This is a genomic window from Butyricimonas sp. RTP31003st1_G1_RTP31003_210430, assembly GCF_040920905.1.
GTDB lineage: Bacteria > Bacteroidota > Bacteroidia > Bacteroidales > Marinifilaceae > Butyricimonas > Butyricimonas paravirosa.
In genome coordinates, this window is the sequence record NZ_JBCOSQ010000027.1 from 1 (window position 1) to 17127 (window position 17127).

General features: G+C 37.8%; 11 protein-coding genes. All 11 read left to right on the forward strand.

Annotated elements, in window-relative coordinates:
- Nucleotides 1–870: FecR family protein (locus AB5542_RS09980; protein WP_368243049.1), on the forward strand; the 870-nt coding region annotated here is incomplete at its 5' end.
- A 153-nt stretch (nt 871–1023) separates the two neighbouring features.
- Complete coding sequence (locus AB5542_RS09985) at nt 1024–4260, forward strand: SusC/RagA family TonB-linked outer membrane protein (RefSeq protein WP_279039287.1); 3237 nt, start codon at nt 1024–1026, stop codon at nt 4258–4260.
- Between the two features lie 12 nt (nt 4261–4272).
- Nucleotides 4273–5709, forward strand: coding sequence for a RagB/SusD family nutrient uptake outer membrane protein (locus AB5542_RS09990; RefSeq protein WP_279039285.1), 1437 nt, complete (start codon nt 4273–4275; stop codon nt 5707–5709).
- Between the two features lie 12 nt (nt 5710–5721).
- Nucleotides 5722–6462, forward strand: coding sequence for a DUF4843 domain-containing protein (locus tag AB5542_RS09995; protein ID WP_279039284.1), 741 nt, complete (start codon nt 5722–5724; stop codon nt 6460–6462).
- A 3-nt stretch (nt 6463–6465) separates the two neighbouring features.
- Complete coding sequence (locus tag AB5542_RS10000) at nt 6466–7923, forward strand: hypothetical protein (protein WP_279039282.1); 1458 nt, start codon at nt 6466–6468, stop codon at nt 7921–7923.
- A gap of 6 nt (nt 7924–7929) precedes the next feature.
- Nucleotides 7930–9069, forward strand: a complete 1140-nt coding sequence (locus AB5542_RS10005) for a TlpA disulfide reductase family protein (RefSeq protein ID WP_279039281.1) — start codon at nt 7930–7932, stop codon at nt 9067–9069.
- Nucleotides 9070–9125: 56 nt separating this feature from the next.
- Complete coding sequence (locus tag AB5542_RS10010) at nt 9126–10172, forward strand: TlpA family protein disulfide reductase (protein WP_288215194.1); 1047 nt, start codon at nt 9126–9128, stop codon at nt 10170–10172.
- 119 nt (nt 10173–10291) lie between these two features.
- Nucleotides 10292–10843 (forward strand): RNA polymerase sigma factor, encoded by a 552-nt coding sequence (locus AB5542_RS10015; protein WP_279039277.1) that lies wholly within the window; start codon nt 10292–10294, stop codon nt 10841–10843.
- Between the two features lie 53 nt (nt 10844–10896).
- Nucleotides 10897–12048, forward strand: coding sequence for a FecR family protein (locus AB5542_RS10020; protein ID WP_279039276.1), 1152 nt, complete (start codon nt 10897–10899; stop codon nt 12046–12048).
- A gap of 135 nt (nt 12049–12183) precedes the next feature.
- Entirely contained in the window at nt 12184–15702 is a 3519-nt protein-coding gene (locus AB5542_RS10025) for a SusC/RagA family TonB-linked outer membrane protein (RefSeq protein ID WP_340279451.1), read from the forward strand.
- Between the two features lie 12 nt (nt 15703–15714).
- Nucleotides 15715–17124 (forward strand): RagB/SusD family nutrient uptake outer membrane protein, encoded by a 1410-nt coding sequence (locus tag AB5542_RS10030; protein WP_279039274.1) that lies wholly within the window; start codon nt 15715–15717, stop codon nt 17122–17124.
- Nucleotides 17125–17127 lie beyond the last annotated feature (3 nt).

Sequence of the window (17127 nt, forward strand, 5' to 3'; positions counted from 1 at the left end):
ATAATGTATTATCAGGTCAACACGAGGAAGGACATGAATATAGCCGTACAAAATATTGTGCCGGGACAGTATAATGCTATTTTGGAAATGGCTGATGGGTCCACATACCATTTGGGAGAGCAACAAGGCTCGTTGCAAGAGAAAACGGGGAGGCTGATAAAGATTGATAGTACACTGGTGAGCTATCTGCCCGTGAGTAACAAGCAGGAAATACCTCAAGAGATCGTGTACAATAAATTGAGCGTGCCCAGAGGGGGGGAGTACCGGATCGAATTGGAAGATGGAACAAAAGTATGGATGAATTCGGAATCTTGTTTACGGTATCCGATTGCTTTTTTTAATGATATGCGAGAAGTGTATTTGGAGGGAGAGGCCTATTTCGAAGTGCAACGGGATGTGGATAGACCTTTTATTGTTCATTCCGGTGAACAAAAAGTGACTGTGTTGGGAACGAGTTTCGGTATTAGTTGTTATGCTAGTGAGGTAAATGATTACACGACGTTGGTTTCAGGAAAAGTAAAAGTCGATTTTGAGCGGAGAAAGCAAAGTTTTGTGTTAGAACCGGGAATGCAGGTTGTATATAATAAAGAGAGTGATGTTGCCACGGAGAAGAAAGTGGATGTTGCGGAATTCGTGGCTTGGAAAAATGGGAAATATGTATTTAAACAGAAACGTTTGGTGGATATTTTATCCACCTTGTCTAGGTGGTATGATTTTGAGGTTTTCTATCGAAACGAAGACGTGAAGGAGGTCTTGTTCTCTGGTGAGCTGAGGCGGTTTGATGACTTCAGTTACCTGTTGCAATTGATAGAACGTACGAGTGATGTGAAGTTTGTTATAGATAAAAAGATAGTACAAGTAATGAGATAAAAGCGAAACAGGAGAATACGGCAATATCCTCCTGTCACATATAAGCCGGCAAGCTTATTGGATTGTTTAATTTTACACTACAAATCTATGAAAAAAAGAGGTAAACTGTGCACACCTTTTCAAAAAAGGTGGTGTCAAAAAATTCTTTTATTAATGAAACACCTTTGTATTTTTTTGTTCGTGTTCAATTTCGGATTGAATGCGGCGGTTCATTCTCAGAACCAGCGAGTAAGTATTGAGTTAAAGAATGCGAGTATCGAGGAATTGATTAGGGCGATCAAGAGCCAGTGTGACATGGGATTTTTGTATGATTACAGCAAAACGAAATCCGTGAAAAATATCACGGTGAGTATGCAAAACGTTTTGTTGTCGGAAGTTCTGGTAAAGGCATTGGCGGGTACTGGTTTCGTGGCAGAGATCGAAAATAATATGATTATTATTAAAGAGGCTCCCCAAAATCAACAAAAAGAGGCCCGAACGATTAGGGGGCGGGTGACTGATAATGCAAAGGCTTCTCTGCCGGGAGTAACGGTTTTGATCAAGGGAACGTCTATCGGTGTCGTGACGGATACGGCAGGAACGTATCAGATCACATTGCCGGATCAGAAGGAGGTTATCTTGGTTTTCTCTTTTGTTGGAATGGAAAATGTTGAAATTAAGGTTACTCCTGAACGTCAGGTGTATGATGTCATTATGCAGGAGTCTCGTACGGCCTTGGATGACGTGGTGGTTACCGGATTTTTCACGAAAAATAAGCAGAGTTTTACCGGATCGGTAAAAACAGTTTCAGTTGAAGAAATCAAAGCAGTTTCCAACACGAATTTGATCAGTGCTTTAGCGATGTTGACACCGGGCCTCAAGCTTGTGGAGAATAATCAAGCCGGTTCGAATCCGAATCACCTTCCGGAGATTGTCATTCGTGGAACTTCTTCTTTGACTACCGAGGCGGATGTTAATCCGAATCAGCCGATTATTATTTTAGATGGTATTGAAATTACGCTTCGGGATTTGTATGATCTTGATATTAACGAGATTGAACGAGTTGATGTGTTGAAGGATGCGTCGGCATCCGCTTTGTATGGGGAGAGGGCTGCCAATGGAGTCATCGTTATTGAGCGGAAAAAAATCTTGAATGACAAGTTACGCTTGACTTACAATCTGGATGGATCGGTTGATTTTCCTGACTTGACAACGTATGATTATTTGAATGCGGCGGATAAGTTGGAATTTGAACGAAGGGCCAAGTTGTATGATTTCGAGAATAAGTATGATTTGGAGGATTATAATCGGAAAAAATTATTGATTTCTAAAGGAATGGATACGGATTGGATGTCCAAACCTTTGCGTACAGGTTATACGATCGGTAATTCGATCGGAATTAGCGGTAAGGGAAATGATATGACTTATCGGGTGAATGCCAATTTGAGAAATGTGAAGGGGGTTATGAAGGGCGATTATCGAAATACGTATAGTGTAAGTGTATTTCTGTCTTATCACGTTGCCAATAAAGTAACGGTTTCTTACCAAAGTAATTATTCCGGCGTGAAGTCAAAAAATAGTCCTTATGGGACCTTTTCCGATTACGTGACTTTAAATCCTTATGATAGTCCTTACGATGAAACCGGTGTTCTTGTTCAGAAATTGTCATGGGATGTCAATAATCCTTTGTATGAGGCGAAATGTGGCAATTTTGACAAGACTTCTGATAATACATTTACGAATACGGTTAATATCCGCTGGGATATTATGAAAGGTTTGTATTTGACGGCTAATGGTTCGCTTGTGACGGGGCAATCCAATCAAGAGATTTTTACTTCTCCGACTTCTGCCGTTTATCTGAGTGAAGAGGATTTGACGAAAAAGGGACAGTTATTAGAGAGTCATAAGAAATCTTTGAATTTGAGTGGAAATTTTGTTGTAAGTTATAATCGGCCAATCGGGGATAACAGTTTGTTGACCGTGAATGTTGGTGGTGATATTTATAAAGATGATTCGAAATCTCATAGTTTTGTTGGAACGGGATTCTTGAAACCGGAATTACATTCACCGCAATATGCCGCAACGTATCAAGAAGATTCACGTCCTAGTGGTAGTCAAAGCCTGACGACTAGAGCCGGTTTTTTTGCTTATCTTAATTTTATCCTGCAAAATAAGTATTTTGTTGATGGGACGATCCGTCGTTCCGGTTCTTCTCAATTCGGGGCGAATAATCGTTATGCTCCTTTCTGGTCTGTTGGTGCAGGTTGGAATTTGCATAATGAATCGTTCTTGCAAAGAGAATGGCTTGGTACGTTGAAACTTCGTTATTCTTACGGAGTAACTGGAAATATTTCTTTCCCGTCTTATCAAGCTATTACGACCTATACTTATAACCAGGATAATTATTATTTACATGGTATGGGTGCCGTTCCAAAACAGATGGGGAATAAGGACCTTACTTGGCAGTCGACGAAAACTCATAATATCGGTTTGAATGCGGATTTCTTGGATAATCGTTTTAGTTTGACTTTTGATTATTATATTAAAACAACGGATGATTTGTTGATAGACCAGACGATTCCGCCATCTATCGGAGAAACGACGGTCAAGAGTAACTTGGGAAAACAACGCAATAAAGGTTACGAGTTTGATATTTCTGCCGTATTGGTTCAAAATAAAGATTGGCGATTTAGCTTGAAAGTCAATGGTTCTCACAATAAGAATAAAATTTTGGCAATCAGTAATGCCTTGGCAGCGGCTAATGATGTGGCTAATGAATCCAGTGCCGGTAAACCGAAAGTATTGTATAAAGAGGGACAATCCACGACAGCGATATATGCGGTTCGTTCTGCCGGAATTAATCCAGCCACGGGAAAAGAGGTTTTTATCAACAAGAACGGAGAGTATACTTTAACTTATAATACAGATGACAAGGTTGTTATTGGAGATGAGGCTCCTAAATTGGAGGGATCTATTTTCCCGATGTTATCTTTTCGGAATTGGTCGTTAAATATTAGTATGTCTTATAAATTTGGAGGACAAACTTATAATTTAACTCGTGCCGAGAATGTTGAAAACGTGGACCCGAGGAAGAACGTGGATCAACGGGCGTTTGACGAGAGATGGACAAACGTGAATGATCTTTTCCCTTATTTGGATATTGCAGACACGGAGTCAAGGACCAATTATCAGAGTAGTCGATTTGTAGAGGATGATGATATATTAGAAATTAACCGGATAGAAATTGCTTATGAATTCCGTTCGAATTGGCTTAAACAAATTGGTTTTAAACGGTTACGCTTATCGGCTGGAATGAATGATATAGCCCGTTTGTCAACAGTGAAATACGAGCGAGGAACTTCTTATCCTTTCAGTCGAGGATTTTCTTTTACGATTAGTCCAACTTTTTAAACCACAAGAGTCATGAAAAAATTGAAATATATACTGATTATTTTCTGTTTCACGTTTCACTGTTCATGTGATAGTTTTCTGGATGTAAGGCCGGAAGGTGAAGTGGTGAACAATGAACTTTTTAAAAATGCAGCAGGTTTTGAGGATGCTATTTACGGAGTATACTCGACGTTAGCCGGGCCTTCTTTTTATGGGCGTACGATGACCTATAATTTTAATGATGTTTTGTCGCAATATTTCTTTCATGATTGGCCGGGAGACGTTACGCTGAAGATTTGTAACTTCGAATATAAGGATGCTTTGGTTCGTCCGACGGTGGATCAGATCTGGGGTGGAATGTATAAAAATATTTCCTATGTTAATAATATTCTGGAAAATTTGGGCCATCATAGTGAGAGTTCTTTGCCATTGTATAACGTGTATAAAGCGGAATGTTTGGCTTTGAGAGGTTTTATGCATTTCGACATTCTTCGATTTTTCTGTGAGAATATAGTGAATAACCCTTCGGCTCAAGGTATTCCTTACGTGGATAAATATGATTTGACTGTTAGTCCGTTTTTAACGGCAGAGGCCGCTTACGGGAGAATTATCGAAGACTTGAAAGCTGCGGAAGAGATTATGCAGGAAAATGGAGAGTATTTTGAGGAGGTTGATAAACAAAATAATGAATTCTTGAAAGATCGTCAGATTCACATGAATTTATATGCTATTCAAGGAATATTAGCTCGGGTATACTGGATGAAGGGAGATTTAAAAACAGCAGCAGAATATGCCCAAAAGATTTTGGATTGTAAATATTTTGAGTTGGCTGATAAATCTGAAATTGAGGATTTGATAAACGGAGTTCTTTCTCCTAAAGAAACAATCTGGGGATTATTTTCTGCCAATTTTTACACGAATGTTCGGGCTGATCTCTATTTGTCCGGAGGTACTTCTTCCTTGTTTTTGAAAGCTGATCATGATGATACTTACATGGCTGATAAAGAGGGTACGGATTATCGATATGAAAAATGGTTTAAGAATTATAGTGCCATTGAAGCAAGTGGTATGCGTTGTATTAAAGTTTTGGATACTTATGAATTGAATTATGCAACACGTTCGGATGCCCGAGTGAAGGGTGTGAATATGCTTCGTTTGCCAGAATTGTATTACATTATTACCGAATATTATTTAAGTATAGATAATCAGACTGAGGCCGTGAAGTATTTCGACAAAGTGTTAGTTTCCAGAGGGCTTACAGGGTATGCCAATCGTCAAGGAGCAACGCTTACTTTAGAAAAAGTTATTCAAGAAAGAAGGAAAGAGCTTGTTTGTGAAGGGCAGTATTTTTTCACGCAGAAGAGATATAATCAAAATATTTATGAGCCTAAAAGCGGTAAAATCTATCAGGCGTCTAATGATATTTATGTACTTCCGCTTCCGGAAAATGAAACCGAATACAGATATTAATTCGATATGACTATGAAAAAAGCATTTGTATATTTATTATTTTTTAGTGGTCTTATTTCGTTATTTTCTTGTGAAGATACCGATTACCAGATATATGATAAGAATCAGAAGGATAAGCTGTTTTTTACGGAGGATTCAGTCCAGTTTACTTATGGGTTAACCCGGGATCAAGATGTCGATTTGAATTTGGAAGTGAATTTAATTGGTTTCGTGGATTTGTCACAGAACAAGACGTTTAAAGTTGAGATCGTGAAAGAGAAGACGACAGCTTTAGAAGGAGAACATTTCACGTTGGCAGAGGAAAACACGATTCCCAAAGATTCGGCGGTGGCGTATGTTCCTTTGGATTTTCACAAGTTACAACTTGAAAAGAACAAAGAGTATGTGTTGACGCTGCGTTTGGTGGAAAATGAAAATTATGTGCCAACGGATGTTAAAGAGTGTATAATCTTGTTTAGCAACAAGGATATTGAAGCTCCCGTGTGGTGGCAATCCGGTAAACTTGGGGAATATAATCAGGAAAAGTTAATTCTGTTCGTTGATTTTTATCACCAGTCTAAAGAAAAGAGTCCTGTAATCTATGAACTTATTCGAAAAACGTGGGGGGAGAACTTAGATCAAGGAACGGCAACGAACTTATTGACAATCTATCGGTATCAGGGATATTTGAAACGTTATATTTTGACCCCGATGTATGAATATTATTTAGAGAGTAATGATCCGATGTATCAAATTCCTAATCCTAATAATTAAGCCATGAAACGATTATATTATATCATATCATTTCTAGTTATTCTGTTTTCGTTCAATTCTTGTTATGATGATGATTCTTCTCTTGCCGTGAAAGAGATTGCGGAAATTCAGGTAACAAGTAACGTGAAGGATACCATTAATCTCTATTTGGGAGATAACATTTCCATTAAAAATCAGTATTCTTACACGGGAGATGACATCAGTTGGCAATGGAGTATCGGTAAATACACGGAAAATGCGGTAACTGATCAGGTGTCGACTGTCTTTAAAGAGATTAGTACGGAGCCGGATTTGGAATATAAAACAACGGATTTGGGACATTATTTCCTTCGTTTGGTGACTACCAATAAATATGGGAGTGATATTAAATATTATCACGTGTTTGTTAATTCCGAATTCGAAGAAGGATATTTGATCTTGGGTAAAAGAGAAGATGGAAAGGGGAGCCTCGCCTTTATGAAGACTTTGACACCGGAAGAAATCGCTCAAGGATTACAACCGGAGTTTCGGCAGAATCTTTTCGCTTACACGAATGATGGAGAAGAATTGGGTGAAGGACCCATTGATTGCGATAAAGTGTACGATAAACTTTATATTATGTGTGGTAAAGCTCAAAAATTATATCAGATAGATGCGAAATCGTTTCAGTTGGTACATGTGTTTGATTACTCTATCTATGGAAATGATTTTATACCTCAGGATTTAATCTCCTATGATTCCAAGTATTGCAGTGAAATTTATAGTACCTCTCCTAACGGTGGAGTTACCAAGGTACAAATTGCCGATTTGGAAATTTTCCCGTACACGGATCTTCCACAGAATATAAAATTTACCCGGACGTATGATCGACCGAATTATTCTGCCTCTAAAGTGATCGCTTTTATTGATGATGTAAATAGTAAGATATACGCAAGTGGTTTTAATGCAGCGGATTTTAGTTTCAGTTATTTCCCTTGTTATGACTATTTTGATGGACGTGAGATTATTCAGGTATTTTTCGATGTGGATGGGAATATGTTGGTCTACACGATTAAAGAGGATAAGTATTATTTAACTAAGATCGGATCAACTTTAACGAGCTTTGAAACGTTGCAACTGGATGTGGTGTATGAAAGGGAGTGTACGGAGAATACAACCTTATTCAATAAAAATTCTGTATTTGAAGTTAACGATCCTAGTTCTTGTCTTTTCTTTGGAAATCAGAATATGGTATATAAATGGACTTACAATCAATCGGAAATTCCATCAAAGGCTTTTATTACCTTGCCTGATGGTGAGATTATTAAATGCATGAGCCAGTCTGCAGATCATAAACAACTTTATATCGGGACTTATAATAGTAGTCGTTCCGATCTGAAAGGCTCTTTGTATATTTATGATAGTGATACGGGGAAAGTTATTGGAAAGCCTTATGAAGGAGTTGCTGACGAACCGGTTAAAGTAATGTATAAAGTAAAATAAATAATGATGAGTAAAATTATATTTTTTATGTGCGTGGTCGGATTACTTGTTCCGGCCACTCTCATGGCTAAAGTTGAGAAAGTAACTTTGAAAGGTGCTATAAAGGGACTTGGTAATGAAGAATTGATTCTTATGAATAGTGACCGAAGTGAAATAACCCGTACGAAAACGAAAAACGATCATTTCGAGATCGTGACAGAAGTGGAGACTGGGGATCTACGTTATTATATTCTTTATGCGCCATCGGTGGGTCCATTAGGACCTTCTATGGCAATTCCTACGATTCACTTTTTTATTGATTCTCCTAAAATAACCGTCGAGGCAGAACTCAAAGACAAACAGATGTGCTTGAAGTCGTTGAAAGGTTCTCCGGGCTGGGAGGAGCATAATCGAATTCTGGAGTCTTTGCCATCAAGTTTGACGATTCAGAAGGTGTATGATCGCTATAATCAAGCTTTTCATGAATATAACGAGGTCGAACAGACTGAGGAAAATATGAAAGAATTAAAAGCAGCAAGTCATGAGATTGATGTTTTACAGAGGCAAAGACGTGAAGAGATATTTGGTCTGTTTCCCCAATATACGACGAGTATGCCTTTTGCTGTTATCATTTCGTCTTATTTCGGAATTGATAACATTGATGAGGCAGAAAAAGTATGGAATCAATTTGATCCTTCAATTCGGCATTGTTATGCGTTAAAGCAATTAGAGAACTTAATTCAGCGTGGCAAAAATTGTGCAGTTGGGCATGAGGCTCCCAATTTTGAATTGATTACCTCTACGGGTGGAAAAATTGCGTTGTCTTCTCTTCGTGGGAAATATGTACTCATTGATTTTTGGGCCTCTTGGTGTGGACCTTGTCGTCGAGAGATTCCCAATATTAAGAAAGTATATGCGGAATTTAAGGACAAAGGATTACAAGTTGTGGGAGTTTCTATTGATAATTCTGATAAGGCTTGGAAGAAAGCGTTAGAGGAGGAGAATATGGATTATTTGCAACTTTATGACCCGGAAGGGATTACTTCTAAATTATATAATTATAATGGAATTCCTTTTATTATATTGATTTCTCCGGAGGGAATTATATTGGAGAAGGGACTTCGGGGAGAGAATATTCGGGAGAAAATCACGAAATACTTGAAGTAAATGAATTTGAAAATATGTGTTTGATGGGGAAAAATATTTTGATTTTAATGTGTTTTATGAGCTTGATAGCTTGTAAAAGAGAGGCTGTTTTTGAATTGGAAGGGCATAGCGAACAAGTTCTGCGAGAACGTACCATTGGATTAAGATATCCGACAGCTCCGGGACGTCAATACTTTCTTTCGACTCAAGCGGATTCAAGTGGTCATTTCTTGTTAACCGGAGAAATTATTCCTGGTAAAGCAGCCTCGCTTAATTTTGGTTACCAACATCTTCCCTTGTATGTTGAAAAAGAGCATTATCGGGTGATTAAAGAAAATGATAAGTATTTCGTTGTTTCCGACAGGAAAGAGTCTTTACAGAATCGGTATGTACAGTATATGCGTCGAATAGATTCATTGGATGCGACTTATAACCGATTGAGTCATGGTTATGATACTATTTCTGATATAAATCGGAAAGCTCAACTTTCAGATCAGATGAAAAGGAAGTTTGCATTACGGAATGATCAGGTTATTTCAGGTATAAAAGAATTTGCAGGAACAGAAATCGCTTTGAATATTATTAATGAGCTAATGTATCTTTGTGAGGTTGATTATCGTTTTTTTACAAAGGCGATGAAAGCATTAGGAGATTCAATTCCTGAAGGAGATTTGAAAGATAAGATAACGGAAGCTTATCGTCAAGCACAAGGGCGGCAACTCACGGGGAAAGCTCCTGTATTTCGTTTGCCTGACGTGGAGGGGAGAATGTATACATTAGAGGATTTTAAAGGGAAATATTTGTTAATTGATTTCTGGGCTTCTTGGTGCGCTCCTTGTCGAGCTAAGAATAAAGAACTTAATAAACATTATCAGGAATTAAAAGACCTAGGAGTAAATGTCGTGTCGGTTTCTTTAGATAATGACCGTAAAAAATGGGTAAAAGCAATGGAAGAAGATCAGGTCGCTTGGTTACAATTGGTAGATCTGGATGGGTTCGAGAAAAGTAAAGTTAGGGCTGATTACAAGGTGAGTGGGGTACCAACGGTATATCTGATTGATCCTGAAGGAAACGTGTTGATTACAGGGCCGAGTTTGGAAGAGATTAAAAATGCGATCAAGTAGTATATTGGTATAACAGGAAATATTTGGATTTAAAATAAAGAGTCGTCCGAGAATTTCGGGCGACTCTTGTCTGTATAAAATAAAGTCATATCTTTGCATTTAGAATGTGAAGGTGTAGAATGAATAAGGACAATGGATTATTAGCTAAACGAATTTTTCAGGGGGATGAAGAAGCGTTTAAAATTTTGTATGAAGAGTTTTTTCATACATTGCTTGCCATCGCTTGTAAATATGTGGAGAGTGAGGTGGCGAAGGATATTGTGCAGGACATTTTTTTTAAATTGTGGACTACACCTCATAAATTTTCTGCGACCACGGATTTACGTTTTTATTTGTATCGTTCCGTACAGAATCAATGTTTGAATTATATTCGGGATAAGAAAGTGGAGGATCGTTATCGTGATCGAGCGGAGGTCGTTTCAGAAGATTTCTTTTATAACACGGTATTGGAGGAGGAAGTTTTTATTCGTTTGCAACAAGCCATTGAAGAACTTCCGGAGAAATATAGGAAAGTGATAAATTTGAATTTGGAGGGATTGAGTGATAAAGAAGTTGCCCTGCGTTTGGGAATATCTATTGATGCAGTTAAACAACAGAAAAAGAGGGGAAAAGAGCAGTTGAAAGAAAAACTAAATCACCCGTTTTTGCTTTTGCTAATAAATTTCTTGTAGATTTTTGTCACTTTTTATGATGTTCCGTGTCTTGTAATAAAATACAAGAAAATATGACGGAGCAGGATAAACATATTACTCATATTGCCGATTTGATTATAGCGGAATTAACCGGGAAAATTGATGATGCCGGTCGAAACGAGCTTGAAAATTGGAAACATGAGACTCCCGAGCATTTACGATTGTATAATCTTTATCAATCACCGGATTTTATCGCTCGCAAATTTGAATTTATCAAGGAATACAGTGCTATAGAAGCTTACCAAGAATTTGCAGGACGAGTGAAACAGGCAAAACGTCAGAAAAGAACTTTGGTATTATATCGTTATGTGGCTGCGGTGGTATTATTATTTGTGTTAGGTGGAAGTTTTTATTTTTTTCACGATACTAAAGATGAATCCATTGTTTTCGTTCAGAAAATACAACCGGGATCTTGTAAGGCGATATTGACAGAACCAGATGGGACAAAAATAGATATTTCAGACACGACGTTTCTAGCTTTTGTTCAAAAGAGTGTGATGTCAAGAAAGAATGAGGAAGAGAAAGAGGTGGGAGAAACTCTTTATCACACGATTACGATTCCCCGGGGTGGAGAATATGATTTACTATTAAGTGACGGTAGTCGTTTGAGAATGAATTCAGAATCTGAAATTCGGGTTCCGGTAACATTTGAGAAGGGACAACGGGAAGTTTTTATGAAGGGAGAAATTTATTTTGATATAGTCCGGGATTCTTTGGCTCCTTTCGTGGTTCATACCCATCAAGGTGATATTCGTGTGTTAGGGACTTCTTTTAACGTAAGGGATTATCAAGATGAAGATTTTTTAGAAACAACTTTGGTAAACGGGAAAGTTGCTTTTGAAAGGGAAGGTAATTATAGTTATTTGAAACCGGGAGAACAATTGCGCTTGAATAAAGAAGATGGAAAGACAACGGTTGAGACCGTTGATGTGCTTTTGTATTGCTCGTGGAAAGATGGAAGGTTTGTTTTCGAGAAACAACGTTTAGAGGTGATCATGAACACGATTGCCCGGTGGTATAATATTAATGTGTTCTATGAGAGTTCTTCGGTGAAAGACATTTTATTCACAGGAAATATAAAACGATATAGTGATTTGGAGCAGGTTGTTAGTATGTTGAAACTTATAAATAAAATAGATATAAAGATTAAAGATAGAAATGTTTTTGTAAGAAGTAATGAATGAAAAACAGGTGATACGCCAATATCACCTGCCTAAGCCTGAAACGAGTTCAGGACAGTAACTTATCTAATTTACAAATGTATGAAAAAAAAGTTCAAATGCAAGGGCTGGTGTTCTGGCCTGAGAAAATGTTGTCTTATGATGAAATTTTTCATGTTATTTATGTTGCTTACGGTGCTTCAAGTGAATGCCGTGGTGAAGTCTCAAGAGACATTGTTAAACGTAAATGTGGCTCATGTTTCTTTGGTGGAAGTCTTAAAGATTATTGAATCAAAAAGTGACTATACTTGCCTTTATAGTCATGAAGATGTAGTTAAAGTAGATAACTTAACGGTTGAGCTGAAAAATGTGACCGTTCAGGAAATATTGGAAGTTTGTTTAAAAGGGACGAGATTGGGGTATAAGATCGTGGACCAGACAATTGTGATCCGTAATTTGAGTGAAATGGAGCAGAGAAATGGAGAGGCAAAACAAAGAACGATCACGGGGAGAGTGACAGATAAAAGCGGGGGTCCTCTTCCGGGTGTAACAGTGATGATCAAAGGGTTATCGGTAGGGACGGCTACAGACGTGAATGGCAGTTATAAGTTGGCTATTCCCCAAGGAGAGAAAGATTTTGTCCTTCAATTTTCTTTTGTCGGAATGAAGACACAAGAGGTGAAATATGTGGGTAAAGATACGATTAATGTGGTGCTGGAGGAGGAAGTAAATACGATGGATGAGGTTATTATTACTGGGTATCAACGTATTGATAAACGTAAAAATGCCAGTTCCGTGATCAGCGTGAAGGGATCTGAGTTACAGGAAGGTGCTGCTATTTCGATTGATAATATGTTACAGGGAAAATTGGCGGGAGTGAATATTATCAACCCGACTTCAACTCCTGGTGCGGCCCCGAAAGTGCGAATCCGGGGAGCCTCTTCTATTTCTGGAAATCGGGAACCGGTTTGGGTGGTAGATGGAATTATTTTAGAAGATCCGGTGCCTATTTCTGCTGAAGAGTTGAACAGTTTGGATAACGTGAATTTGATAGGTAATGCAATTGCCAGTATTAATCCGGAAGATATTGATCGTATAGATGTTTTGAAAGATGCATCAGCCACGGCTATATATGGAGTGAAAGCGGCTAATGGTGTGATTGTGATCACGACAAAAAAGGGTAAATATGGGAAGCCAATAGTGCATTATTCTGGTAATGTGGGAATTAGTTTGAGACCGAGTTATAATAATTTGAATCGGATGAATTCCAAAGAAAGAATTGATGTGTCTAAAGAGATTGAAGAAAGGGGATTGACGTTCGGAATAAAACCTTCTAATATCGGTTATGAGGGAGCTCTGTATGATTTGTATGCTAAACGGATTACTCAAGAACAATTTGTGGATCGGGTGTATGATCTTGAAAAGGTGAATACTGATTGGTACGATGAGCTTTTTAGAACGGACGTGTCTCATAAACATTCATTATCAATTTCGGGAGGTTCGGAGTTTGTGAATTATTATTTTTCTGCAGGATACGCAAATACAAATGCCGTGGTGAAAGGTTCTGATGTGGAGAATTATAATGCTCTTTTGAAGTTAAATTTAGAATTGAGTAAAAGATTGAATGTCGGGTTATCTTTGAGGGCTTACGCGGCAACAAAGAAATATTTGCATGGTTCTATCGATCCATATGGTTATGCTTATAATACTTCTCGTGCGATTCCCGCTTATAATGAGGATGGATCTTATTTATTTTATAATAAAACAGAGGGTTATGAAACTATCTTGAATTATAATATCCTTAATGAACGAGATAATACCGGTCGAAAGATAAAGAATCAGACGATTGATTTCATGGTAGATGTAAATTATAAAATATTGTCAGGATTAACATTCTCCGGAGTGTTTTCTCTATCAAAAGCTAATACGAAGGATTCTGAATGGGCAAACGAGAAATCATATTATATTGCGGATTTACGGGGTGTGAATTATGGTGATGAATTGCCGACCGATCGTAATTTTATTGAAACTAGGTGCCGTTTACCTTATGGTGGGGAATTGAAAAATGATAATACATTATCATCTACATATACGGTAAGGGCAGGATTCAATTATTTCAAAAGATTGCACGAAACGCACGAAATAGACGTGAATGTGGGATCAGAAGCTCGTTCTGTAAAATATGATGGAATATCTACTGTGCAACGTGGATATTTGCCGGATAGAGGTAAGAAATTTGTTGCTATTAATGCGGCAGAATGGCCTTTGTATAACAAATGGTTGATGGCTAATCCGGATGTGGTGGTGGATCGTTTGACTAATGTGGTTTCTTTCTATGGAACTTTCACGTATACTTATGATGACCGTTACACGGCTAATTTTAATATCCGTACTGATGGATCCAATAAATTTGGACAGGATAAGAGTACGAAATTCTTGCCAGTATGGTCTGCAGCTGTTCGTTGGAATATTCATAACGAGGTGTTCTTTCGTAATGTCCAATGGATGAATTTATTGGCATTGAAAGGATCATACGGGGTACAAGGTAATGTACATTCGGACCAGACTCCGGATCTGATCGTGTCCATGAGTGGAATGGATGATGTTTCTAAAGAATATATGTCATCTTTAAATAAACTTCAGAATCCATATTTGAAGTGGGAAAAGACAAAATCTTATAATTTAGCTTTAGAGTTTGCATTTTTGAATAATAGAATCAGTGGTTATGCTGAATATTATTTGAAAAAAGGTGAAGATCAGATTATAACTAAACGAGTTTCAACGGTTTCCGGTAAAAGAGATGTTTCAATTAACGGGGGGGATGTGGAAAATAAGGGTTGGGAATTTACGTTAAATGGAACTCCGATAAAAACGAAGGATTTTACATGGGGACTCTCTTTGAATATGTATCAAAATTATAATAAAGTGACTAGTAAAAATCAGACACAGACTTATGATTATAAAGATTATTTACAAGGAAATTTGATCATGGAGTCTAAACCTTTGGATGGTTTTTATTCCTATAAGTTTGATGGTTTGGATGAAGAGGGGTTACCGAAATTTAAAGATATAGATGAGCCGGACGGGATCTCGAAAGAGGAAATGTTTGCTAAAGCATTTACTTATTCCGGGAAGCGAGTGGCTGATTTTAACGGAGGATTTTCCACTTATTTCAGTTTTAAAGGTTTTACGCTGAATGCACTGTTTGCTTTCTCTGTGGGTAAAAAAGTTCGGTTGAATAATTTATATGAATCGACAGGACAGATGTTGCCTTTACCACAACAAAATATGTCAGATGAGTTTGTACACCGTTGGAGAAAAGGTGTAAATGAAAATACAAATATCCCGGCTTTGTCTGATTTGAGCTTGGCTTATTCTGATATGGAACGGAAATATACTATATCTAGTAATATGTGGGAGATGTATAATAATGCGGATCTACGAGTGGTATCAGGTGATTTCTTACGGATGAGAAATATTTCGTTGAGTTATAATTTGCCGGAACATCTTTATAAACACATCGGAGTGTCTGGAGTTAGTTTGCGTTTAGAGGCTGGGAATCTTTGGTTGTGGGCTAATAAGAAATTACGAGGCCAGGATCCGGAACAGATGACTTTGGGATCCGGAACGGTACCTCCGACGAAGAGTTTTACTTTTGGATTAAATATTTCACTTTAAAACGAGACTGTTATGAAGAAATTGATATATATAATAGTTGTAGTACTTTTCTCTTCGTGTGGAGATTTTCTGGAAGAGAGTTCTCAAGACCTAATTATTCCTAAAACGGTAAAGGACTATAGTGAATTTTTGTTTGGGGAGGGGTATATCCGAAATAATACGTCGATTCATACGTATTTGGATATTATGACGGATGATGTTGAAGAAAAAGCGAATACCTGGCCCGTTATGCAGTCAGATATTCGGGGGGATGGGTATGGTTATTTTTGTTGGCAACCGAATCCGGAGTATCGTTTTACCGGGGCGTTGAATGCGGATAATGCTTGGGAAACGTATTATAGTAAGATTCTTATTGCTAATAATGTTATTGATTTGTTGGATGATGCGGAAGGAACGCAGAGCGATAAAGATGATCTGCTAGGGGAAGCTTATTTTTTACGTGCATATTGTTATTTCATGCTAGTAAATCTGTACGGGGAACCTTACGAGAAAGAATCGGCTGATAAAGCTTTAGGTATACCCTTTAATTATGAGCATAGCGTGAGGGAACGGACATATAAGCGGGAAACATTGGCACGTTCTTACGAATTGATCGAAAACGACCTGAAAAAGTCAATTCACCTTCTTGAAACCACGGATTATACGAAAACGGTTTTTCGGATATCAAAAGGTGCTGCTTATTTGCTAGCTTCCAGATTTTATTTATACAAAAAGGATTATGAACAAGCCATTTCTTATGCGGATAAAGTTTTAACGATAAATTCAGCTTTATATGATATTCGAACATTAACGGAAGAAGATTATGTGTTTACAAAAGAAAATCCTGAAATTATTTGGACGTATGGTGATTATGAAGTGAATTATCTTAGTGCTGCATATCGTGGGTGTTTTCCTGTTTCAATGGCATTTTATAATTCGTTTCATGCAAATGATGCCCGAAAACGGACTTATGTGAAAGATGATTGGGGTGATTTGATTGTTGGAAAAGGAGCTGCAAATACAGGAGTATATGGCTTTGCTTTTCGTACGGCAGAGGCCTATTTAAATCGAGCTGAGGCTAATGCGGAGTTAGGACATACGGATTTGGCCTTAGATGATATTGTACATCTTAGAAGATATCGTTTTGAGACAGAGGTGCCTATAACAGTTTCTACAAAAACGGATGTTATTCAGTTGGTTCGGCAGGAACGCCGTTTCGAGTTGTGTTTTGAGCAACATCGTTGGTTTGATCTTCGGCGCTGGGATCGGCCGAGGATAGAGCATATTTACACGACAGACGTGAACAGTTCTCAAAAAGAGAAATTCGTGCTTGAAGAAAACGATAAAGCGTATACGTTACCTTTACCTGTGGAAGTAAAAGAGTTTGACTATAATCTGGAGAATATCAATCGTCCGGAGAGAAAAGGGGTTATTGTACAATAATTA

Excerpts from the sequence above, each read along its gene's own strand:
- AB5542_RS09985 (WP_279039287.1), top strand. The coding sequence starts at position 1,024 with ATGAAACACCTTTGTATTTTTTTGTTCGTGTTCAATTTCGGATTGAAT.
- AB5542_RS09990 (WP_279039285.1), top strand. The coding sequence starts at position 4,273 with ATGAAAAAATTGAAATATATACTGATTATTTTCTGTTTCACGTTTCAC.
- AB5542_RS09995 (WP_279039284.1), top strand. The coding sequence starts at position 5,722 with ATGAAAAAAGCATTTGTATATTTATTATTTTTTAGTGGTCTTATTTCG.
- AB5542_RS10000 (WP_279039282.1), top strand. The coding sequence starts at position 6,466 with ATGAAACGATTATATTATATCATATCATTTCTAGTTATTCTGTTTTCG.
- AB5542_RS10005 (WP_279039281.1), top strand. The coding sequence starts at position 7,930 with ATGAGTAAAATTATATTTTTTATGTGCGTGGTCGGATTACTTGTTCCG.
- AB5542_RS10010 (WP_288215194.1), top strand. The coding sequence starts at position 9,126 with ATGAGCTTGATAGCTTGTAAAAGAGAGGCTGTTTTTGAATTGGAAGGG.
- AB5542_RS10015 (WP_279039277.1), top strand. The coding sequence starts at position 10,292 with ATGAATAAGGACAATGGATTATTAGCTAAACGAATTTTTCAGGGGGAT.
- AB5542_RS10020 (WP_279039276.1), top strand. The coding sequence starts at position 10,897 with ATGACGGAGCAGGATAAACATATTACTCATATTGCCGATTTGATTATA.
- AB5542_RS10025 (WP_340279451.1), top strand. The coding sequence starts at position 12,184 with ATGATGAAATTTTTCATGTTATTTATGTTGCTTACGGTGCTTCAAGTG.
- AB5542_RS10030 (WP_279039274.1), top strand. The coding sequence starts at position 15,715 with ATGAAGAAATTGATATATATAATAGTTGTAGTACTTTTCTCTTCGTGT.